The 20212-nt window shown below is 60.7% G+C and carries 22 protein-coding genes and 1 pseudogene; 10 read left to right on the forward strand and 13 right to left on the reverse strand.

What is annotated here, in order from left to right; translation table 11 throughout:
* The first annotated feature begins 125 nt into the window (after positions 1-125).
* Entirely contained in the window at positions 126-1490 is a 1365-nt protein-coding gene (gene pabB, locus B3M58_RS17475) for an aminodeoxychorismate synthase component I (protein WP_296221015.1), read from the forward strand.
* 87 nt (positions 1491-1577) lie between these two features.
* Here pabB and thrH read toward each other — a convergent pair whose 3' ends face one another.
* Entirely contained in the window at positions 1578-2195 is a 618-nt protein-coding gene (gene thrH / locus B3M58_RS17480; RefSeq protein ID WP_296221017.1) for a bifunctional phosphoserine phosphatase/homoserine phosphotransferase ThrH, read from the reverse strand.
* Between the two features lie 546 nt (positions 2196-2741).
* On the opposite strand from thrH, the gene B3M58_RS17485 reads away from it, so the two are divergent.
* Positions 2742-3476 carry a phosphoadenylyl-sulfate reductase gene (locus B3M58_RS17485; protein ID WP_296221018.1) on the forward strand — a complete coding sequence of 245 codons (735 nt, stop codon included), beginning with the start codon at positions 2742-2744 and terminating at the stop codon, positions 3474-3476.
* Between the two features lie 59 nt (positions 3477-3535).
* On the opposite strand, the gene cysB is transcribed toward B3M58_RS17485, so the two are convergent.
* The 5 genes from cysB to B3M58_RS17510 form a co-directional block, all read right to left on the reverse strand.
* Positions 3536-4510 (reverse strand): HTH-type transcriptional regulator CysB, encoded by a 975-nt coding sequence (cysB, locus tag B3M58_RS17490; protein ID WP_296221019.1) that lies wholly within the window; start codon positions 4508-4510, stop codon positions 3536-3538.
* A gap of 118 nt (positions 4511-4628) precedes the next feature.
* Positions 4629-5129, reverse strand: a complete 501-nt coding sequence (locus B3M58_RS17495) for a universal stress protein (protein WP_296221020.1) — start codon at positions 5127-5129, stop codon at positions 4629-4631.
* A gap of 152 nt (positions 5130-5281) precedes the next feature.
* Positions 5282-6187 carry a 5'-nucleotidase gene (locus B3M58_RS17500; RefSeq protein ID WP_296221021.1) on the reverse strand — a complete coding sequence of 302 codons (906 nt, stop codon included), beginning with the start codon at positions 6185-6187 and terminating at the stop codon, positions 5282-5284.
* Positions 6188-6194: 7 nt separating this feature from the next.
* Entirely contained in the window at positions 6195-7154 is a 960-nt protein-coding gene (locus tag B3M58_RS17505; protein WP_296221055.1) for a putative 2-dehydropantoate 2-reductase, read from the reverse strand.
* On the reverse strand, positions 7154-7561 hold the full coding sequence (locus B3M58_RS17510) for a thioredoxin family protein (RefSeq protein ID WP_296221022.1): 408 nt from the start codon (positions 7559-7561) through the stop codon (positions 7154-7156). Before B3M58_RS17510 ends, B3M58_RS17505 begins: the two co-directional genes overlap by 1 nt.
* On the opposite strand from B3M58_RS17510, the gene B3M58_RS17515 reads away from it, so the two are divergent.
* Complete coding sequence (locus B3M58_RS17515; protein WP_296221023.1) at positions 7541-7960, forward strand: PilZ domain-containing protein; 420 nt, start codon at positions 7541-7543, stop codon at positions 7958-7960. The two genes, B3M58_RS17510 and B3M58_RS17515, sit on opposite strands and share 21 nt — an antisense overlap.
* A gap of 172 nt (positions 7961-8132) precedes the next feature.
* Positions 8133-9209 (forward strand): 3-deoxy-7-phosphoheptulonate synthase, encoded by a 1077-nt coding sequence (locus tag B3M58_RS17520; protein ID WP_296221024.1) that lies wholly within the window; start codon positions 8133-8135, stop codon positions 9207-9209.
* Between the two features lie 56 nt (positions 9210-9265).
* On the opposite strand, the gene B3M58_RS17525 is transcribed toward B3M58_RS17520, so the two are convergent.
* The 3 genes from B3M58_RS17525 to B3M58_RS17535 all read right to left on the reverse strand — a co-directional run bounded on the left by B3M58_RS17525 (position 9266) and on the right by B3M58_RS17535 (position 12293).
* Positions 9266-9547 carry a GNAT family N-acetyltransferase gene (locus B3M58_RS17525; protein WP_296221025.1) on the reverse strand — a complete coding sequence of 94 codons (282 nt, stop codon included), beginning with the start codon at positions 9545-9547 and terminating at the stop codon, positions 9266-9268.
* 21 nt (positions 9548-9568) lie between these two features.
* Positions 9569-10834 (reverse strand): hypothetical protein, encoded by a 1266-nt coding sequence (locus B3M58_RS17530; RefSeq protein ID WP_296221026.1) that lies wholly within the window; start codon positions 10832-10834, stop codon positions 9569-9571.
* An 82-nt stretch (positions 10835-10916) separates the two neighbouring features.
* On the reverse strand, positions 10917-12293 hold the full coding sequence (locus tag B3M58_RS17535) for a GntP family permease (protein WP_296221027.1): 1377 nt from the start codon (positions 12291-12293) through the stop codon (positions 10917-10919).
* A gap of 307 nt (positions 12294-12600) precedes the next feature.
* Here B3M58_RS17535 and oprI point away from each other — a divergent pair, with 307 nt between their 5' ends.
* Positions 12601-12852 carry an outer membrane lipoprotei OprI gene (oprI, locus tag B3M58_RS17540; protein WP_037003984.1) on the forward strand — a complete coding sequence of 84 codons (252 nt, stop codon included), beginning with the start codon at positions 12601-12603 and terminating at the stop codon, positions 12850-12852.
* 136 nt (positions 12853-12988) lie between these two features.
* Here the strand turns inward: oprI and B3M58_RS17545 are convergent, their stop codons facing one another.
* The 3 genes from B3M58_RS17545 to B3M58_RS17555 all read right to left on the reverse strand — a co-directional run bounded on the left by B3M58_RS17545 (position 12989) and on the right by B3M58_RS17555 (position 14968).
* On the reverse strand, positions 12989-13945 hold the full coding sequence (locus B3M58_RS17545; protein ID WP_296221029.1) for a L,D-transpeptidase family protein: 957 nt from the start codon (positions 13943-13945) through the stop codon (positions 12989-12991).
* A gap of 77 nt (positions 13946-14022) precedes the next feature.
* A complete protein-coding gene (locus tag B3M58_RS17550) occupies positions 14023-14304 on the reverse strand; it encodes a hypothetical protein (protein WP_296221030.1) in 282 nt (93 codons plus the stop codon).
* A gap of 58 nt (positions 14305-14362) precedes the next feature.
* Positions 14363-14968 (reverse strand): arylesterase, encoded by a 606-nt coding sequence (locus B3M58_RS17555; protein ID WP_296221031.1) that lies wholly within the window; start codon positions 14966-14968, stop codon positions 14363-14365.
* A gap of 10 nt (positions 14969-14978) precedes the next feature.
* Here B3M58_RS17555 and B3M58_RS17560 point away from each other — a divergent pair, with 10 nt between their 5' ends.
* Genes B3M58_RS17560 through greB form a run of 3 tightly spaced genes read left to right on the forward strand, consistent with a single transcriptional unit; the run spans position 14979 to position 18698 of the window.
* Positions 14979-15662, forward strand: a complete 684-nt coding sequence (locus B3M58_RS17560; protein WP_296221032.1) for an ABC transporter ATP-binding protein — start codon at positions 14979-14981, stop codon at positions 15660-15662.
* On the forward strand, positions 15662-18166 hold the full coding sequence (locus B3M58_RS17565) for an ABC transporter permease (protein WP_296221034.1): 2505 nt from the start codon (positions 15662-15664) through the stop codon (positions 18164-18166). Before B3M58_RS17560 ends, B3M58_RS17565 begins: the two co-directional genes overlap by 1 nt.
* Positions 18167-18200: 34 nt before the next feature.
* Positions 18201-18698, forward strand: a complete 498-nt coding sequence (greB, locus tag B3M58_RS17570) for a transcription elongation factor GreB (protein WP_296221035.1) — start codon at positions 18201-18203, stop codon at positions 18696-18698.
* Between the two features lie 3 nt (positions 18699-18701).
* Here greB and B3M58_RS17575 read toward each other — a convergent pair whose 3' ends face one another.
* Positions 18702-19010, reverse strand: coding sequence for a class I SAM-dependent methyltransferase (locus B3M58_RS17575; RefSeq protein ID WP_296221036.1), 309 nt, complete (start codon positions 19008-19010; stop codon positions 18702-18704).
* 225 nt (positions 19011-19235) lie between these two features.
* Between B3M58_RS17575 and thpR the strand changes: the two genes are divergently transcribed.
* The gene (gene thpR / locus B3M58_RS17580) at positions 19236-19760 is read left to right on the forward strand and encodes an RNA 2',3'-cyclic phosphodiesterase (RefSeq protein WP_296221037.1); all 525 of its coding nucleotides are present in this window, start codon (positions 19236-19238) and stop codon (positions 19758-19760) included.
* Between the two features lie 220 nt (positions 19761-19980).
* Positions 19981-20199 (forward strand): annotated as a pseudogene (locus B3M58_RS17585) (lipase); the annotation flags it as partial.
* Between the last annotated feature and the right edge of the window lie 13 nt (positions 20200-20212).

Genomic DNA, 20212 nt, shown 5'->3' on the forward strand with positions numbered 1-20212 from the left:
TTCAACATCATGGGACCTATTCATACTAATCAGCTCGGGGCTCCCGAGTAAACCCAGGCAGAAGCTCTAGGATGAATGTTGGCGGCGTTCTACAATCGCTTTCCGCGCGCCTCTGACAGCCTCGCATGCCTACTTGCCTTGTACACGCTCTGCCCTATTGTGCTGACCCTGCCGCCTATTTCAGCGCCATCTGCCATGCACCCGGCGCGGTGCTGCTAGACGCCGGGCGCCCGGCGGCCCAGCGTGGACGCTATGACCTTATGAGCGCTTGGCCATTGGCAGAGCTGGCACCAACGCCCGACGAATCGGCCAACGACTTCCTGCAACGCCTACGCGACGCCCTTGCCACGCTGGGCACGGCCGAACCGCCCGAGGATTGTCCGTTACCATTCGTCGGCGGCTTGATCGGTTACCTGGCGTATGACTTCGGTCGGCGCCTGGAAGTGCTCCCGCAACAGGCGATTGACGACCTCGGTTTGGGTGACGCGCGCTTCGGCGTCTATGCCTGGGCCTTGATCAGCGATCACCACCGCGGCAGCAGTCAATTGCTGTTTCATCCGGCGCTGGCCGCTGCGGAACGACAACGCCTGATCACCCTGTTCAGCTCGCCGAACAGGCAACCGCGGCAACCGTTCCGTTTACTGCAAGCCTTTCAGGCAGAGCTCGATGAGCCAGGCTATCGCCAGGCTATCGCACGCATCCAGGCGTACATCCAGGCGGGCGACTGCTACCAGGTGAACTTCGCCCAGCGCTTTCGCGCGCACTATCAAGGCGATCCCTGGACCGCCTACCAGGCGCTGCGGGCGGCCTGCCCGACGCCATTCGCTGGCTATCAGCGCTTGCCGGACAACGGTGCGATCATCAGCCTGTCGCCCGAGCGCTTTCTACGGCTCAGCCAGGGCCAGGTAGAAACCCGTCCCATCAAAGGCACCCGACCGCGCGATGCAGACCCGCAGCAAGACGCCGCACAGGCCGACGCGCTGCTGAGCAGCCCCAAAGACCGCGCCGAGAACCTGATGATTGTCGACTTGCTACGCAATGACCTGGGACGCAGTTGCCGCATTGGCACGGTGCGCGTACCGGAGTTGTTCGCGCTGGAAAGCTACCCGAACGTGCACCACCTGGTCAGCGCGGTGACCGGCGAGCTGGCCGCCGGCAAGGATGCGCTGGACTTGATCGCCGGTAGTTTCCCAGGTGGTTCGATCACTGGGGCGCCAAAGATTCGCGCCATGCAGATCATCGATGAGCTGGAACCGACACGCCGTGCGCTCTACTGCGGCTCGCTGCTGTACCTGGATGTGCGCGGCGAAATGGACAGCTCAATCGCCATCCGCAGCCTACTGGCCAAGGACGGGCAGATCAGTTGCTGGGGCGGCGGCGGGATTGTCGCCGACTCGGACTGGCAGGCCGAGTACCAGGAGTCGCTCACCAAGGTGAAGGTCTTGCTCGAAACCCTGGAGCGCTTGGGTAACGGCGAAAGCAAACCCTAGGGGTGGGTTTCAGCCGCTGAGTGGTGAGCGAAGCGGATCGCCTACCCTACTTCAACGGCTAAAACACGCGGCAGCGGCAAGCGAGCGTTACACGCTCAACTCACGGTTGGATGCCTTGAGGAACTCACGTTTGAGGTCTTCATAGGTGTGCACCGCCGGGAACTGCGGGAACTCGCGAATCACATTCTCTGGCGCATGGAACAGGATGCCGGCATGGGCTTCGCTGAGCATGGTGGTGTCGTTGTACGAGTCGCCAGCGGCAATCACCCGGTAGTACAGGCTCTTGAAAGCCAAGACCGACTGACGCTTGGGGTCTTTCTGGCGCAGCTGGTAACTCACCACGCGGTCGCTCTCGTCGGTGATCAGCTTGTGGCACAGCAAGGTCGGGAAACCCAGCTGACGCATCAGCGGTTGCGAGAACTCGTAGAAGGTGTCCGAGAGAATCACCACCTGGAAACGTTCGCGCAGCCAGTCGACAAACTCCACCGCACCGTCCAGCGGCTTGAGCGTGGCGATCACTTCCTGGATGTCGCGCAGCTTCAGGCCGTGCTCGTCAAGAATGCGTAGGCGCTGCTGCATCAGCACATCGTAATCCGGAATATCCCGGGTGGTCGCTTTCAGCGATTCAATGCCAGTTTTTTCCGCAAAGGCGATCCATATTTCCGGGACCAATACGCCTTCCAGGTCGAGACACGCGATTTCCACAGGACACTCCTCGATTGGGCTCAAAAGAAGGCGGCACTCTAGGGGCTGTTGACGTTTCAGCGCAAGCTGCGTTGCTCGACGCTTATTTGCTAGGCGCTGTACCCGTTAATCGCTGATGCGCTCCAGCGCCCAATAGCAGCCGCTTTAACCGCGATAGAGCGGCAGGTTTCTGCGGATAAATAAGCCCCCAGGCGCCGTGCGCTGGCTGGGTAGCAGTGGCCTTGGCCGCGCGCGCTTTGGTCGCGGTCAAGCCCCCTACAACAACCTGACTGCTCATGCACCACTACTGGCGACAGAGCCATTTGCAACGAGCAAACCTCGCGTCTACGTGATCACATGGATGTGGCAAATGCCGCAGGCCTGCCGGGAGCGGGCGCGGTCATGCTGCAACGGCAACAGCCCCTATCGTCAGAGCCTGTGCAAGGCAACGCTTATATGTAAAACAGAGGGCAACCCAGGCACTTGGTTATTTAGCCGCATAACGCGCTTTTGCTACCATCGTCTCCACAAGACGCTCGGCGTCACCATAACTAGGAATTCAGCCCGATGAGCCATCCCTTCGACGCCGCCGAACTGGCGGCGACTTATGCGCACAAATCGCCCCAGGACATACTCAAACTCGCCTTCGAGCACTTCGGCGACGACCTGTGGATCTCCTTCAGCGGCGCCGAAGACGTGGTGCTGGTGGACATGGCCTGGAAACTCAACAAGAACGTCAAGGTGTTCAGCCTCGACACCGGACGCCTGCACCCGGAAACCTACCGTTTCATCGAGCAGGTGCGCGACCACTATGGCATCGCCATCGAGGTGCTCTCCCCCGACGCCACCGCGCTGGAAGCACTGGTCAAGGAAAAAGGCCTGTTCAGCTTCTATAAGGACGGCCACACTGAATGCTGCGGTATCCGCAAGACCGCACCACTACGCCGCAAGCTGTCCACGGTCAAAGCCTGGGCCACCGGCCAGCGCCGCGACCAGAGCCCTGGCACGCGCAGCCAGGTCGCCGTGGTAGAACTCGACGGCGCCTTCTCCACCGCGAACAACCCGCTGTACAAATTCAACCCGCTGGCGCAGATGAGCAGTGAAGACGTGTGGAACTACATCCGCATGCTGGAAATCCCCTACAACAGCCTGCATGAGCGCGGCTTCATCAGCATCGGCTGCGAGCCCTGCACCCGCCCCGTGCTGCCCAACCAGCACGAGCGCGAAGGCCGCTGGTGGTGGGAGGAAGCCACGCAAAAGGAATGCGGGCTACACGCCGGCAACCTGATCGCCCGAAACTGAGGCGCTGATCTGCATAAAAAAGCCCGGCACTTAGCCGGGCTTTTTTATGCAGGAGTCGCTCAATAGGTGGGCAACTCGACATCGTGGAACAACTCTTCCAGTTCGGACTTGTTGTGGCACTGCACCGCCTTGGCCAACATCTCGCGGGTCAGGTGCGGAGCGAATTTTTCGATGAAATCGCACATGAAACCACGCAGGAAAGTGCCGCGCCGGAAGCCGATCTTGGTCACGCTGGCCTCGAACAAGTCACTGGCATCCAGCACCACTAGATCCGGGTCGAGCTTGGCGTCCACCGCCATCTTGGCCACGATGCCGACGCCCAATCCCAGTCGCACATAGGTTTTGATCACGTCGGCATCGGCGGCGGTGAACACCACTTTCGGTGTCAAACCGCGATGACTGAAGGCTTCGTCAAGCTTGGAGCGGCCGGTAAAGCCGAATACATAGGTCACGATCGAATGCTCGGCCAGGGCCTCCAGCGTGAGCTTCGGCAGCTTGGCCAGCGGGTGGCCCTGCGGTACGACCACACAACGGTTCCAGCGGTAGCACGGCATCATCACCAGATCGTTGAACAGCTCGAGGCCCTCGGTGGCGATGGCAAAATCGACGGTGCCATCGGCGGCCATCTCGGCAATCTGCAGCGGTGTGCCTTGGTGCATGTGCAGGGCCACGTCCGGGTATTGCTTGATGAACGCACTGATCACCGGTGGCAAGGCATAACGTGCCTGGGTGTGGGTGGTGGCGATCGAGAGCGTACCCTTCTTCTCATTAGAGAATTCCTGGGCAATCTGCTTGATGCTCTCGACCTTGCGCAGGATTTCCCCGGCCGTGGTGATGATCCGCTCGCCAGCGGGCGTCACCCGGGTCAGGTGCTTGCCGCTGCGGGCAAACACCTCGACGCCCAGCTCGTCCTCCAGCAAACGAATCTGCTTGCTGATGCCCGGCTGCGAGGTATAGAGGCTTTGCGCAGTCGCCGAAACGTTGAGGTCGTGATGCGCGACTTCCCAGATGTAGCGCAATTGCTGGAGCTTCATAAAAATCCCTCAAAGCGGATAGGCAGCCGTACAGGTACCGGCGGCGTTATATAACCATATTAATGGTTTAATCGTTAAATCTAGACGATTTATTTAGATCTGCTGGTTATTCGTCGGATCAAAGCTCGCCGCGGCTACGGTGCTGCAGCATCGGCACCAGATACACCGGCACTTCGGACAACTGCACCAGGCGTGCAGCCGTACGCCCTAATGGAATGTCCAGTTCGGCGCCGTGGCTATGACTGCCTACGACCAGTAAATCCACCGCGAGTTTCTGCGCCTCCTCGAGGATCACCAGCGGCGGATCACCCTGCACCACTTTCACTGCACGGATCACATCGAGTTCATGCTGGGCTTCCCCGACCTCATCGCGAAACCCTTCCAATACACGCTGTTCGATGCTCGCCATCACCGTGCTCAGGCCTTTGCTGCGCAGCTCTTTGAGGCGCTCTTCATCCAGGTAAGTTTGTAGTACCGACTCGGCGAACAGGCCCATCGGTTCCACCGCATGCACGACATACAAGCCCGCGTTAAAGGCACGCGTTAGCGCCAGGGCGTGCTGCAGAACATAGGGGGCGTAAAGACCGAGATCAGTGGCGTAGAGAATCGAACGAATCATGCGGCCTCCTCGACTGCCTGCGCGGCGGGCCTAGCTTGAGCTTAGCAGCGCCATCCGCAAGTCAACAAAAGCGCAATCATTTAGGACCAATGGCTATATACGCAGCCGTTGACGGCCAGCGGGGCCAGATATCGCAGGGCGCGCATGGGCCACTAGAGCAGCGGTTCGTTGCTCACGCCATGCGGCACGTGCCCGGTGGCTACCACTTCGCGGGCCTTCTCGCAGTGCCCGGCCTGGTCGTCGAAGAACACGTCGGCGCCAAAGGTTTCGAGAATCGCAGCCTTTTCCAGGCCGCCGAGGAAGAACGACTCATCCAGACGGATGTTCCACTCGCGCAACGTACGGATCACCCGCTCGTGTGCCGGCGCGGAACGGGCGGTGACCAGCGCCGTGCGAATCGGGCAGGCCTCTTCGGCAAATTCCTGCTGCAAGCGGTGCAAAGCCGCGAGAAACGGCTTGAACGGCCCACCGCCGAGCAACTCGCGGGCAGACTCGCGCTCGTGACTCTGGAAGGCTTCCAGGCCACCCTGCTGATAGACCCGCTCGGACTCGTCGGAAAACAGCACCGCATCGCCATCGAAGGCGATACGCAGCTCATTGCTTGCCGCCCGCCGTGCCCCGCCAGAGAGGATGGTCGCGGCGCCGAATCCTGAGCGCAGTGCACTGCGCACATCCTCGGCATGGGTGGAAAGAAACAGGTGGCAACCGAATGCCGCCAAATACGGATCGGGGCTACGCCCGCCAACAAACGCCGCGCGCGAAATGCCCAGGCCGTAATGCTGGATCGAGTTGAACGCGCGCAAGCCGGTGTCGGCACTGTTGCGCGACACCAGAATCACCTCGACGCGTTGCTGCTTGAGGGTGGTGTTGATCTCCAGGAGCTTCTCCACCAGAGGGAAAGCATCGCCAGGGGCGAGAATTTCGTCCTCATGCTCGATCTGGTATTGGCGATAGGCCTCGACGCCCTGGCTCTCGTAGACCTGATGGCTGGCGCGCAGGTCAAACAGCGCCCGCGAAGAAATCGCCAATACCAGCTTATCGCCCAACCCTCTGTTCATAGCCACCTCAGCCCTGCTGGTTTCGCTGATCGAGAAAACACAGCGCCTGATACAGCGCCAGCGTCCTGGGTAACGCACAATTTACCTGGGCGGCGGCAGCCAACGGCGCCGCATAGATTGCCTGCAACTCCAACGGCCGGCGCTGCACAAAGTCGTGGTACATGCTTGGCAGGTAATCGGGCATGCGATCGGTGGCCGCGAGCAACTTGCCGGCATAGCCCTCCGGCAAGCGGTGGCCGCACGCCGCAGCCGCTTCGACCACTTCCTGCATGATCGATTCGACCAGAGCGCGACTGTCGGCGCTGGCCATCAAGGCACGGGTAGCGCCGTTCAGAAGCACCGACAAACCGTTGAAAGCCACGTTCCACACCAACTTCTGCCAACGTGCCTGCTGCAATTCGGGCATGGCCGTGGCGTCTAGTCCAGCGGCCGTGAACAACGCGGCACCTTCTTCGACGATGCGCATGCGCTGCTGAGTATCCACTGCTGGCCCCGAGTGATACGCAAGGTTAACCGCCCCCAGCGCTTGATGCTCAATGACCCCAGGCGCCGAGCGATGCGCGCAGATAAAGCACAAACCGCCGAGCAAGTGCAGGGGGTCTGGCAACAGCGGGCGCAGTGCATCCTCCACAGCCAAGCCATTTTGCAGCAACAGCACTTTCGCACCGTCGGCCGCCGCCTGAACCATAGTCGGGACCAAGTCGACATTACTGGTGGTTTTCGCCCCCACCAACAGCCAGTCGCAACGCGGCATATCGGCCGCCGAGCGATAGGCTTGCACCGTGCGCAGGCTGAGTTCGCCATGCAGCACGCTATTCAATCGCAAGCCTTGCTCGGCCACCGCAGCGAACTCGCTGCGCAACAGAAAGTGCACATCGAAGCCGGCACGCGCCAGCATCAACCCATAGAAACCACCGATGGCGCCGGTACCGATGATGCCGATACGCGGACGCGGGGATACACAGATCAAGGAAGCTCCTCAGCCGGAAGCGACAACGCCGCCCCCAAGGCATCAATCAAATCGGCAGCCTGTAACCGACTGCTCAGTGCGCCATGGAACTGGCCATCGCGCACAACGAATAGCGCAGGCAGGTGAAATACCTCATAGCGCTCGACCAGGCCAGCATTATCAGCGGCATCGATCCATGCCAAACGCGCAACCGGCAGCGCTAGTTTCGGTAGCTCACGCCGCGCCCAGCGACAACTGGCACAGCCTATGCTGGTAAAAATAATCAGGGACGTGCCCGGCAGATCCAGCAGGCGTCGATCCGCATCAAAATCGGTCAGTTGCAATTCAGTCACTATACTGTTCACAGCGATGTCAATTTGATGGCATTGGGGGAGTCGGTAGTCATGCGTCGTTTTTTGCGTCATCCCAGTGATATGCCGGTGGAGTTGGTGCTCCGTAAACAAGCCTTTGTACCCAAGCAGCGGCTGAACAATATCAGCCTCGGCGGGGTGGCATGCAATTCCAGCCGCGGCTTTCGACGTGGCAGCGCGGTCGAGCTGCGTATCCCGCTCTTTGGCGAGCAAGCGCGCTATCCCGGCGTAGTCGCCTGGTGCCGCAAGCTCTCCGATAACTACCTGGTCGGCATTGCCTTTATCGACGAAGACACATTGTTCCGCGCGCGCATGGTCGAACAGGTGTGTCAGATCGAGCATTACCGCCAGCAACGTGAACAGGAGCTCGGCGAACAACTGCCGATCGAGAGCATTGCCCAGGAGTGGATCGCGCAGCACGCCGCAGAGTTCTCCCACGCCAGCCTGAACTAGCGATTTCGCCCGGCAGCGCCCGATATAACGACCTTCGACCCATTGTCTAGGCGGCCCTTAACGCGCTAAGGTTCGGCTTCCCCGTTGTGCCCATAATGCTGTGCTCCGCCACACGGGGATCGCTGGCGGCCGGCACCCGTGACCTGACGACTCTGACCTGATGAAAAGCACGATGGCTGATTTACCGATCGATGACCTCAACGTTGCCTCCAACGACACCCTGATCACGCCTGAGCAGCTCAAGCGCGAAATCCCCCTGACCGACGCCGCGCTGCGTACCGTGGCTGCGGGTCGCCAGGTGATTCGCAATATCCTCGATGGCAAAGACCATCGGTTGTTCGTGGTGGTGGGCCCCTGCTCGATTCACGACATCAAGGCCGCCCATGAGTATGCGGAGCGCCTGAAAGTGCTGGCCGCGGAAGTGTCGGACAGCCTGTATCTGGTCATGCGCGTGTACTTCGAGAAGCCGCGCACCACGGTGGGCTGGAAAGGTCTGATCAACGACCCGTACCTGGACGACTCGTTCAAGATTCAGGATGGCCTGCACATCGGTCGCCAACTGCTGCGCGACCTGGCCGAAATGGGCTTGCCCACCGCGACCGAAGCACTCGACCCGATCTCCCCGCAGTACTTGCAGGACCTGATCAGCTGGTCGGCGATCGGCGCGCGCACCACCGAATCGCAAACCCACCGCGAAATGGCCTCAGGCCTGTCCTCGGCGGTTGGCTTCAAGAACGGCACCGATGGCGGCCTGACAGTGGCGATCAACGCCCTGCAATCCGTCTCCAGCCCACACCGGTTTCTCGGCATCAACCAAGAGGGCGGCGTATCCATCGTCACCACCAAGGGCAATGCATACGGGCACGTGGTGTTGCGCGGTGGCAACGGCAAGCCGAACTACGATTCGGTCAGCGTTGCCGTTTGTGAGCAGGAACTGACCAAAGCCGGCATCAGCCCGAACATCATGGTCGACTGCAGCCACGCCAACTCCAACAAAGATCCGGCCCTGCAGCCACTGGTGATGGAAAACGTCGCCAACCAGATTCTTGAAGGCAACCAGTCGATTGTCGGCTTGATGGTCGAGAGCCACCTGGGCTGGGGCAGCCAGTCGATCCCCAAAGACCTCAACCAGCTCAAATACGGCGTGTCGATCACCGATGCCTGCATCGACTGGGACAGCACCGAAAAAACCCTGCGCAGCATGCACGCCAAACTCAAGGATGTGCTACCCAAACGCCAGCGCGGCTGAAACCGCACAAACAAAAACGCCGGGCATTGCCCGGCGTTTTTTTAACTATCGCTTATTCAGCTTTTTGCCGTGTGCCGCTGGCGCCGCTCCATATAGCGCTCGACGTAGGAGCACGATGGAATCACGCTATAGCCCATACGCTCTGCATACTGCAGGGCATGCTCGGTCAATGCTGCCGCAATACCACGGCCGCGCAGCGAGTTCGGCACAAATGTGCGGTAAATGTCCAAGGTCTGCTTGCCCAGATCCATATAGGCCAGATAAGCACGATCACCATCCACTGTGGTCTCGAACTGATGACCCGACAGGTCATGGTGAATGGACAACGCCTCGCTCATCGCAACTCCTCTAATTGGGCGCTAAAACTGCACCCGCACCTGATCGATCTTTTCCAGACGAAGCGACATCTCTGCCGTTCCGTTACCGCCTTGGAGGCTGAGATAAGCTTTATCGTTCACTATCCGCGTCAAAACACCTTGGTAATACATGCCATCATAGGTGACAAAGCGCAAACGTTTGCCAACATGATCGGCCAAGCTGGCCACACTGACAAATCCCTCTTGAGCGCCACCTGACGCCACGGCGACAGCTTGTGCAGCGAGCAACTCTTGCGCCGCGACAGGCGGACGCGCATGCGGATCGACCCAGGCAAAGCCCAAGGGCGCCACCACATCGCGATTGACCAATACGGTCGGGCGCAACATGCTCAGTACGTCTTTCGCGTCGAAAAACTGCAAACCGTCCCAAACCATGCCATCGCTCGGCTCAAGCTCTACCCGCAGCGACTGCGGATCGGCGAGGTAGCGGCCGTATGCATCCAACACCGGTTGCTCCAAGGCGATCCGCTGGCTGCGCAAGACCTTGTCGAACTGCTGTACAGCAGCTTGCAGATACGCCTCAGTGCTTAGCCCCAACTTACCTGCACAATATTCCTGGACCTTGCGCTGGTACTGGTTATCGTTGATCTCGACGGACACCCGCTGAATCTTCGGCGGATTGACCCGCAGATCGCCGGGCTTCTCTGACATATTGGCCAGCGACAAACCGACTCGCAGTTCACCCATATCGCGGGTATCGGAGGTCAGGTTGAAACTGAGCGTCTGCGCACCGGGCTGGAACAGGTAGGAAAACTGGCCATCGGTCTCGAACGTGCGATAGCCCATGTCCAGCAGCTCACCAGTACCAATGGTGCGTACCTTGCCACAGGCCACCTCGCTCATCGCCGTGAATACGCTGCGCTCGGCTGGCGTGTCATACAGCTGCTGCATGAAAGGCCCGTGTACATCCAGCGCCAACCCCTTGAGATTAACCGCCATCTGCTCGGGGAACTTGCCTTCGGCCAGGCGCTCCTTGAAACGCAACAACTCGCCCAAACCGTTGAACTTAAGCTCTGCGTGTTCGACCCGCAGACTGTCACGTATGACCGGGACATGGATTTCGACTTTTTCCAGGCCGATCCGGCCATCGAACGACGACGTGATGCCGCCGTAACGGATGTCCATGATGGGCGCAAGCTGCGCAGTGGCATCGCTCATGATCGAGCGCACCGACAGCCATAATGACAACTTGATCAGCACCGCAATCGCCAGTACCGACAACAGGCCCCACTTAATCAGCTTTGACATGTGCACATCCTTGAACAAACGCAATTCCCGATGCGCGCAGCTTATCAGGACGAAAACCTCTCAGCCACGGCGAATCAACGACTTAGAGCACACTCAGCAGCGCAATACAGAGCAAGACCGCAACCACTGGAATCAGCACCGTCACCACAAAAATGTCTTTATAAGCCTGCTTATGCGTCAGCCCCATGATCATCAGCATGGCAATTACCGCACCGCAGTGCGGCAACGAATCCAACCCGCCCGCAGCAATGTTGGCGATGCGGTGCAGCACCTCGGGCTCAACGCCCATTTCCAGGTACTTCGGCGCCAGGGTCTGCATGAATATCTGCAAGCCCCCGGAGGATGAGCCGACGATCCCCGAGACCACGCTGACCGAGACGAAAATCGATAACAGCGGCGGTAAGTCTACCGCCAGCACCCACTGGGAAAACTGACTGAACCCCGCGGTCTGAATCACCACACCGCCAAAACCGATCACCGCGGCGGTGTTCAATAAAGGCATGATCGCATCGTCTGCGCCCTGCCCCAGCAAGGTAAGCGTATTGCGCCGCAAACCAGGAAACAGCAGCACCGCAACGCCCGTGGCAATCACCAGCGCCAGGCTCGGCCAGAGAATCGGTTGCCCCTGGCTAAAGCCGATGAGTGCGCCCAACAGCCCTTCTCCTGGCACAGCAAGCCCGCCCAGCAGCATCAAGCGCGGCAGCATGATGACGCCCAACACCAGCAGAATAGGCACTACCGCCAGCCCCCAATGCGGCCCCGTGCCAGGTTCACCGGCCAACTGCTCCATACGCAGGTCCTGCGCATTGGCTTCAAAGCCTTCCCCGCGCATACGCGCCAAGCGCCACTCACGCTGCACGTAGGCCATGCCCAACGCGACCATCACCACACTGGCAAACAGGCCGATCCAGGCGCCGGCAAACAAATCGGTGCCCAGGGCACTGGCGGCGATCACATTATGGATAGACGGCGCGCCCGGCAAAGCGGTCATGGTGAAAGTGCCGGCACCTAACGCGGTCGCCGCACAGAACAACCGTTTAGGCAGATTGGCCTCGCGCATCAGCGTGATGCCCAGTGGGTACATGGTGAAAATCACCACGAAGACCACCACCCCACCATATGTCAGCAGCGCACAGACCGACATCGCGACCCACAAGGTGCGCGAGGTACCGAGGCTGCGTGTAATCGCTTGGGCAATGCTGCTGGCCGCCTGGCTGGCTGCCATGACCTTGCCAAAAATAGCGCCACAGAGAAACAACACGAAAAACTTACCGGCGAATGTGAACGCACCCAACGGTCCAAAAGGGAAATACTCAAGTAGCGCCACAGGCAGCTGCAAGCCATTAGTCAACGCCACCACCGCAGCACAGAGCAAAGCGGCAATAAATATATTCACGCCACGCAAGGCCATGAAAATCAGCAGGGCCAAACCGGCCAACAACCCCATATTCCCCAGCATGCACAACCCCTCGTTATTCTTGTTGTCGGCATAACTTCATGCCCCCACTCGCAGTGCCGTGCGGCGGGCCAAAGCATGCGCTTTATCGCAATAAAACCATACCGCAATGCCATAACCGCCTGAACTGTATGTTTTTTATACAAAACACCGCAACTTGCTGGTGCGCGCTTCGACAATATGAAAAAAAGATGCTGCACTTGCATCGGCTCCGTTTACTTACTACACGTTATGGGTAGTATGTACGCCGGCTAATTTCCTACCGTCTGGAAATTGCTTTTATGGAAAACTCCACCTCAAGGGGAACACGATGAACAACGTTCTGAAATTCTCTGCTCTGGCTTTGGCCGCAGTTCTGGCTACCGGTTGCAGCAGCATGTCCAAAGAAACTGAAGCTCGTCTGACTGCTACTGAAGACGCAGCTGCTCGCGCTCAAGCCCGTGCCGACGAAGCCTACCGCAAGGCCGATGAAGCTATGGCTGCTGCTCAGAAGGCTCAGCAAACTGCTGATGAAGCCAATGAGCGCGCTCTGCGCATGCTTGAAAAAGCTAGCCGCAAGTAATAACAGCCCTTCAAGGCTGACTAAAAGCCGACCCAGTTACTGGGTCGGCTTTTTTATTGCCGCGCGATTAGCCCGGCAATCTGCAGGCAATAAAAAACCCGCTGCATGCAGCGGGTTGTGTTCAAGCACAAGCGCATCACATATCGAGCGCTTCGCTGCTGGCAAGCGCCGCGCCTTGACCGGCAATTTCCACCGGCAGGCCATCTTCGGCGGCCACCACTTCACGCACCACTTCCCAATCCAAACGCAGACTCTCCAGTTCGTCTCGTTTGAGCAGCGCATTGATCACTGCAGTGTGCTTATCAACCACCGAAGGCACGCCGTCGTCATCCAATGGTGCATGGGCTTCCAGATAAACCTTGCCATTGCTGCGGCCAAACTTATAAGGCTCGTTGACGATGCGTACCGAGGTGCCGACTGGCGCCATGTCGGCCAGTTGCAGCACGTTATGGTTGAGCATGCGGAAACAGCCATGACTGACGCGCATACCGATACCGAATTTCTTGTTCGAACCGTGGATCAGGTAACCCGGCACCGACAGCGCCATCTTGTAAGGCCCCAGCGGATTATCCGGACCCGGCGGCACGTAACTCGGCAGCGGATCGCCATCGGCGGCGTGCTCTTCACGAATCGACTGGGGTGGATACCAGCCCGGGTTCGGCGTCTTGGCGGTGATCCGCGCATTGGCTACCGGCGAACTCCAGCCCTCGCGACCGATCCCCAGCGGGAAGGTATGCACGACGTTCTGCCCTTTCGGGAAGTAGTACAGCCGGTATTCGGCCAGGTTGATCACAATCCCCTCGCGCGGGCCCGGCGGCAGAATGAAGCGAGTCGGCAGAATAATTTCCGCGCCTTCGCCCGGCAGCCACGCATCGATCCCTGGGTTGGCGGCAACCATTTCCAGATAACCCAGGTCGTTGGCGACCCCTAGATCGGCAAAGGTGTCTTCGTATTTGGCTTTGATCACTTGCACCTGACCAACGATGTCTTCACCGGGCGGCGGCAAAGGCAACTCCATGGCAACGGCAGAGCCCACGCCAAACAGCACGGAGAGAGACAGGCAACGGGCGACGGCAGGTGCGCGCGACAACATCCGGAAATCCTTGACAAGAGTGGCTGATAGTAAAGAGGCAGGCGATTGTACACCGCCAACGGACACACCGGGAGACCTCAGCGAATAGGCCAAAGCGGCCGCTCGCCACGCTTCTGCGCATCAAAAGTTGCGCGACAAGCCGGGCACAAGCGTTTATCGCGTAACAGGCTCTTGTCCAGCTCACGCCAGAGCGGTTGAGCCGGCAGCAGGCCGCCACACAAGGTACGATCGGCAAAGCCGCCTAGCTCCAACTGGCGCGCGACCAAATGCACGCGCACTTCACGGCAGGCGAACAGATCAAGCTGTTCGTCAGGCTCGATCAGTTGGTAGGCGTGCAAAGACCAGGCGGGACGCGGCATCGATGGCTCCAGAGCGGGGGCGCCACATTAGCCGAAAGGCTGCGTGCAGAAAAGCCCGTCAGAGCAGTGGTTGCAGGGCCGGCCAGAGGTTATCCAAGAGGATTGGCTGAGCATCCGCCGCCGGATGGATACCATCGTTTTGCATCAACGCCGGAACACCACCAACCCCCTCGAGAAAGAACGGCACCAACGGCACCTTTTTCTCTTCAGCCAGAACCGTGAACACCTGGGCGAAGGCGGTGGTATAGCGCACCCCGTAATTCGGCGGCAGACGCATACCCAATAGCAACACGTCGGCGCCGCTGGCGCGTGCGTTATCGATCATCACCGCAAGATTCTGTTGCAATTGCGCCGGCGGTTGACCACGCAGGCCATCGTTGCCGCCCAGCTCCAAAATGACCAGGTCCGGCCGGTGTTCGGTAAGTAGCGCAGGCAGCCGTGCGGCGCCGCCTGCACTGGTATCGCCACTGATCGATGCGTTCACTATCTGGTGCTGCAAACCCTGCTCGGCCAAGCGTTTTTCCAGCAAAGCCACCCAGCCTTGGCGGGTATCCAGGCCAAAAGCCGCGCTGATACTATCGCCGACGACCAGCACAGTGCCCGCCAGCGCGCTCTGTCCGTAAACCAGCAGGCCGAAGGCCGCACTTATTAACCATGCACGCATTGGATTCTCCATGAGCTCAAGCATTCTCACTGCGCGGAACCTTAGCAAAGTGGTTCCAAGCGCGGAAGGCGAGTTGACCATACTCCACGGCCTTTCCCTAGAGCTGCACAAAGGCGATAGCCTGGCCATCGTCGGCAGCTCAGGCTCTGGCAAATCCACCTTGCTCGGCCTACTCGCCGGCCTCGACTTGCCGAGTGACGGCACTGTCGCGCTGGCCGGGCATGATCTGGGCAGCCTCGATGAAGACCAGCGCGCACGGGTGCGGGCCGAGCATGTCGGCTTCGTTTTCCAGTCCTTCCAGTTGCTCGACAGCCTCAATGCCCTGGAAAACGTCATGCTGCCGCTGGAGCTGGAAGGTCGCGCCGATGCTCGCCAGCGGGCTCGTAGCCTGCTCGACCGCGTCGGTCTCGGCCAGCGCCTGTCGCACTACCCACGCCAGCTCTCCGGTGGCGAACAACAGCGCGTGGCCATTGCCCGTGCCTTTGCCGCCGAACCCGACGTGCTGTTCGCCGACGAACCCACCGGCAACCTCGACAGCCATACCGGCGAACGCATCAGCGATTTGTTGTTCGAGCTGAACCAGGAACGCGGCGCGACCTTGGTTCTGGTGACTCACGACGAGCGCTTGGCGCATCGCTGCCACCGCCTGATCCGCCTTGAAGGCGGCCATCTGGTCGACCACGTGGAACCCTGATGACGCACTTGCCTTTTTCTCGACTGCTTTCGCTGGCAGCCCGCCAACTGCTGCGCGATGCACGTGCCGGCGAGCTGCGCGTCTTGTTCTTCGCCCTGATCATTGCGGTGGCCTCAAGCACGGCAATTGGCTACTTCGGCGCCCGCCTCAACGACGGCATGCTCATGCGTGCGACCGAATTTCTGGGCGCCGATCTGGTTCTGCGGGGCAGCTCGCCGGCCGAACCGGAACAAGTCAGTCACGGCCAGCGCCTTGGCCTCGATCATGCGCAACTGGTCGAATTCTCCAGCGTGATTGCCAGCGATGAGGCGATCCAACTGGCCAGCGTCAAGGCCGCAGACAACGGCTATCCATTACGCGGACAACTGAAAAGCGCTGCCCAGCTGTATCAGCAGGAAGAGATCAGCAGCGGTCCGCAACCCGGCGAAGCCTGGGCCGAAGCGCGCTTGTTCGCAGCCCTTGAGCTGAATATTGGCGACACCATTGAAGTCGGCGCCAAGGCCCTGCGCCTGACCCGCGTGCTGACCTATCTGCCGGACGAAGCCGGCGATTTTTACAGCCTGACGCCCCACGTATTGATGCACCTGGATGATCTGGCTGCCACTGGCGTGGTGCAGCCGGGCAGCCGCGTGCGTTACCGGGAAATGTGGCGCGGCTCTGCCGAAGCGCTGGCCGCTTACCGCACGGCGGTCAGTCCGACGCTGGCGGCGCATCAACGCCTGGAAGATGCCCGCGACGGCAACCGCCAGGTTGGTGGCGCGCTCGGTCGCGCCGAACGCTACCTGAACCTGGCCAGCCTCGCGGCGGTATTGCTCGCCGGCGTCGCGGTCGCCCTTTCCGCGGCGCGGTTCGCGGCTCGCCGCTTCGATGCCAGCGCCCTACTGCGCTGCCTGGGCCTCTCGCGCAATCAGGCACTGGGGCTATTCAGCCTGCAACTCGCGCTGCTCGGTCTTGGCGCCAGCGCGATTGGTGCACTGCTTGGTTGGCTGGCTCAGCTGGGGTTGTTCTATGCCCTGCAAGGCCTGCTCCCGGCCCAGATACCGGCAGGTGGCGTGTGGCCTGCATTGGCGGGCATCGCCACCGGCCTGGTCGCCCTCGCCGGCTTTGCCCTGCCACCGCTCGCGGCACTGGGGCGCGTACCGCCGCTACGCGTATTGCGCCGCGACCTGCTCCCGGTGCCGGCCAGCTCCTGGCTGGTCTATGGCGCCGCCTTGCTGGCGCTGGGGTTGATCATGTGGCGCCTGAGCCTGGACCTGCAACTGACCTTCGCCCTGCTCGGCGGCGGCCTGATCACCGCACTGGTGCTCGGCGGCCTGCTGCTGCTCGCACTGCAAAGCTTGCGCCGCCTACTCGCCCGCGCCGCCCTGCCCTGGCGCTTGGGCCTCGGTCAACTGCTCCGCCACCCCTTGGCAGCGGCGGGCCAGTCCCTGGCATTCGGTCTGATTCTGCTGGCGATGGCATTGATCGCGCTGCTGCGGGGTGAGTTGCTCGACACCTGGCAAGATCAGTTGCCCGAACGCGCGCCGAATCATTTCGCACTAAACGTACTGCCCGCCGAAAAAGATGCCTTTGCCGCCCGCCTCGCAGCCCTGTCACCGGAGCCCGCGCCACTCTACCCGGTGGTTCCAGGACGCCTGACGCTGATCAACGGAGAGCCGGTGAATCAGCTGGTGAGCAAGGAATCGCAGGGAGACCGCGCCATACGCCGCGATCTCAGCCTGACCTGGGCCGACGAATTGCCGGCGAGTAACCAACTGCTCGCCGGTACATGGTGGATGGCCGCCCAAGCCGACGAACTGCCCGGCGTTTCCGTCGAATCGGAACTGGCCGAAAGCCTGCAAATCGCACTTGGCGACCGCCTGACCTTCAATATCGCGGGGATCGAACGCGAGGTCGCGGTGCGTAACCTGCGCGAGGTCGACTGGAACAGTTTCCAACCCAACTTCTATATGATTTTCCAGCCCGGCACCCTACAAGACCTTCCCGTCACCTACCTGACCAGCTTCTACCTGCCGCCGCAGCAGGAGCGACAACTGGTCGAGCTGTCGCGGGCGTTTCCTGCGGTCACCCTGCTGCAAGTCGAAGCCTTGCTCGCACAACTGCGCAGCATTCTGGCGCAAGTTACCTTGGCCATCGAATTTGTCCTGCTGTTTGTGCTGGCTGCCGGCCTCGCCGTGCTGTTTGCCGGCTTGCAGGCCACCCTGGACGAGCGCATCCGCCAGGGCGCCTTGCTGCGCGCGCTCGGTGCCGAACGCAAACTGCTGATCAAGGCACGTCGCGCCGAGTTTGGCCTGCTCGGCGCAGCCAGCGGTTTGCTGGCCGCGGTCGGCTGCGAGCTGATCAGTTTTCTGCTCTACCGCTACGCCTTCCAGTTGGACTGGCGCCCTCACCCGTGGCTACTGCTGCTACCGCTGATAGGTGCATTGCTGGTCGGTGGTGCCGGCATCATCGGTACGCGCCGGGCGCTGAATGTGAGCCCGCTGACGGTGCTGCGCGAGGGCTGATAGACTCGCGCCTTATCCGTCAAACAGCAGTCATATGAGCCGCTATCGCCCGCCCCGCAGCGCCGGAACCGCCTTGATCACCCCCGAGGGCGAGGCCCGCCTGCGGGCCGAGTTGCACGAGCTTTGGCACGTGCGTCGCCCGCAGGTCACCCAATCGGTCAGCGAAGCGGCTGCGCAAGGCGATCGCTCGGAGAACGCCGAATACACCTACGGCAAGAAAATGCTGCGCGAAATCGACAGCCGCGTGCGCTTCCTCACCAAGCGCCTGGAGAGCCTCAAGGTGGTCAGCGCCCGCCCGGCCGACCCAGACAAGGTCTACTTCGGTGCGTGGATCAGCCTTGAGGACGAAGACGGCAAGGCATCGCGCTACCGCATCGTCGGCCCCGACGAGCTGGACCTGAAACTGAACTTGATCAGTATCGATTCGCCCCTGGCCCGCGCCTTGCTCGGCAAAGCGCTGGACGCCGAAGTACGCGTACACACACCAACCGGCGAAAAAACCTGGTACGTGGTCGCCATCGAATACCCCTGAACGTCAGCGGCGAGTGATCAACCCTTGCCGGGCGATGCGGGTCAGCTCGCGCACCGTGTCGTGCAACTGCTCGGCGCGGGGAGCTTGCAGTACGGCCAAATCAAAGCTGTCGCTGGCAAAGCGCGCCAGCGATTCGCCGTCATGGGCAAAGTGAATCAACAACGCTCGCGAACCGCCCCAACGCTTGGGCCAGCCGTCCAGATAGCGCAGCAAGGTCGGCTGATGGCTGCCGCCGAGAAGAATTTTTGGATTGCGTTGAATCAGCCCGCAAGCAATCGGGGCCAGACGAATCAGCGGTTGGGGACATGTCATGTACGAGTCTCCGCCTCAGAAATCCCGCTGGGCAGCGGTGAGAGGCGACACCGAACCAGCGCTTTAGCGGTATTTCGAAGCTTCCAGAGAAGTCTTCTCAGAGCCTTGCACTCGGCAAGTAACTCGGCGCCCCGCAAGTAGCTGTTTAAATCGGCGCATGGGTCGGCATCCTAGAGAAGCCTGCGCAATACTGTCAAGACAGCACCTCACCGGCGAGCCAACACCATGAAAGCGGACGTCTTGCGCCTGTTTTTTGCGTTGCGTTGTCCAGCGGAATTGGCCAGCGAGATCGTCGCCTGGCGCGATGCATTGCCGGTTGAAGGCCGCGCGCTGACAGCCGCCAACCTGCACCTGACGCTGGCGTTTCTTGGCCAACAGCCGCGGGCGCGCGTCAACGAACTGCAGGAGCTTGCCGCACGAGTAGAAGCAGCGGCCTTTACCCTGCACCTGGATCAACTCGGCCGCCTCAAAAATGGTCTGCTGTTCCTCGCCCCTAGCCGCCCACCCGCTGCGTTGCTCGCCCTGGCCCAGGCGCTACGTGACGAGTTGCGCACTGCCGGCATCCCCCTGGAAAGTCGCGCATTTAAGCCGCACCTGAGCCTGCTGCGGCATTGCCCATGGCTGCCGCTCGATGCCACCCCATCCTTTGATTGGCCAAGCACCCATTTCGCCCTGTTTAGCTCCAGGCAAAGCGCCCGCGGCAGCCACTATCAGCAGCTTGAGCAGTGGCCATTACGGACAAATGAGTAGCCCTGACGTTTCACCGCGTAACAACGCCAGCGCCTACGCGCACGCCGCTTGCAGCGCGGCATGCCGCGCAAGTACCTGTTGCAGAGCGCTCTGCGTACAAACTACGGAAAATGGCATGCTTCCTGCGCTATCGGCTGAGCTGATGTGCGCGCTCCGGGATGGGCGTAGCGGCCGCAAGGATTGCGCTCACTGCCCGTTTCAATACCTTTCGAGAGCGCCAATGAACAAAAATAAAACTCTGCTCGCCCTCTGCCTGGGAACCGGCCTTTTGGCTTCTGGCCAAACCCAAGCCTTCTGGTTTGGCTCCTCCGGCTACACCCAAACCAAATACCCGGTTGTCCTCGCCCATGGCATGCTCGGTTTCGACAGCATCCTCGGCATCGACTATTGGTACGGCATTCCCTCCGCGCTGCGTCGGGATGGCGCCAACGTGCGGATTCCACGCTGACTCG

The organism is Pseudomonas sp. UBA2684 (assembly GCA_002354655.1).
Classification (GTDB): Bacteria; Pseudomonadota; Gammaproteobacteria; order Pseudomonadales; family Pseudomonadaceae; genus Aquipseudomonas.

Coding starts and splice junctions, on each gene's coding strand:
- B3M58_RS17530 (WP_296221026.1), bottom strand. CDS start 10,834: ATGTCAAAGCTGATTAAGTGGGGCCTGTTGTCGGTACTGGCGATTGCG.
- B3M58_RS17560 (WP_296221032.1), top strand. CDS start 14,979: ATGAGCTCAAGCATTCTCACTGCGCGGAACCTTAGCAAAGTGGTTCCA.
- B3M58_RS17575 (WP_296221036.1), bottom strand. CDS start 19,010: ATGACATGTCCCCAACCGCTGATTCGTCTGGCCCCGATTGCTTGCGGG.
- greB (WP_296221035.1), top strand. CDS start 18,201: ATGAGCCGCTATCGCCCGCCCCGCAGCGCCGGAACCGCCTTGATCACC.
- B3M58_RS17495 (WP_296221020.1), bottom strand. CDS start 5,129: ATGATTCGTTCGATTCTCTACGCCACTGATCTCGGTCTTTACGCCCCC.
- pabB (WP_296221015.1), top strand. CDS start 126: ATGCCTACTTGCCTTGTACACGCTCTGCCCTATTGTGCTGACCCTGCC.
- thpR (WP_296221037.1), top strand. CDS start 19,236: ATGAAAGCGGACGTCTTGCGCCTGTTTTTTGCGTTGCGTTGTCCAGCG.
- B3M58_RS17555 (WP_296221031.1), bottom strand. CDS start 14,968: ATGCGTGCATGGTTAATAAGTGCGGCCTTCGGCCTGCTGGTTTACGGA.
- cysB (WP_296221019.1), bottom strand. CDS start 4,510: ATGAAGCTCCAGCAATTGCGCTACATCTGGGAAGTCGCGCATCACGAC.
- B3M58_RS17525 (WP_296221025.1), bottom strand. CDS start 9,547: ATGAGCGAGGCGTTGTCCATTCACCATGACCTGTCGGGTCATCAGTTC.
- B3M58_RS17485 (WP_296221018.1), top strand. CDS start 2,742: ATGAGCCATCCCTTCGACGCCGCCGAACTGGCGGCGACTTATGCGCAC.
- B3M58_RS17500 (WP_296221021.1), bottom strand. CDS start 6,187: ATGAACAGAGGGTTGGGCGATAAGCTGGTATTGGCGATTTCTTCGCGG.
- B3M58_RS17515 (WP_296221023.1), top strand. CDS start 7,541: ATGCGTCGTTTTTTGCGTCATCCCAGTGATATGCCGGTGGAGTTGGTG.
- B3M58_RS17550 (WP_296221030.1), bottom strand. CDS start 14,304: ATGCCGCGTCCCGCCTGGTCTTTGCACGCCTACCAACTGATCGAGCCT.
- B3M58_RS17510 (WP_296221022.1), bottom strand. CDS start 7,561: ATGACGCAAAAAACGACGCATGACTACCGACTCCCCCAATGCCATCAA.
- B3M58_RS17535 (WP_296221027.1), bottom strand. CDS start 12,293: ATGCTGGGGAATATGGGGTTGTTGGCCGGTTTGGCCCTGCTGATTTTC.
- B3M58_RS17545 (WP_296221029.1), bottom strand. CDS start 13,945: ATGTTGTCGCGCGCACCTGCCGTCGCCCGTTGCCTGTCTCTCTCCGTG.
- oprI (WP_037003984.1), top strand. CDS start 12,601: ATGAACAACGTTCTGAAATTCTCTGCTCTGGCTTTGGCCGCAGTTCTG.
- B3M58_RS17565 (WP_296221034.1), top strand. CDS start 15,662: ATGACGCACTTGCCTTTTTCTCGACTGCTTTCGCTGGCAGCCCGCCAA.
- B3M58_RS17520 (WP_296221024.1), top strand. CDS start 8,133: ATGGCTGATTTACCGATCGATGACCTCAACGTTGCCTCCAACGACACC.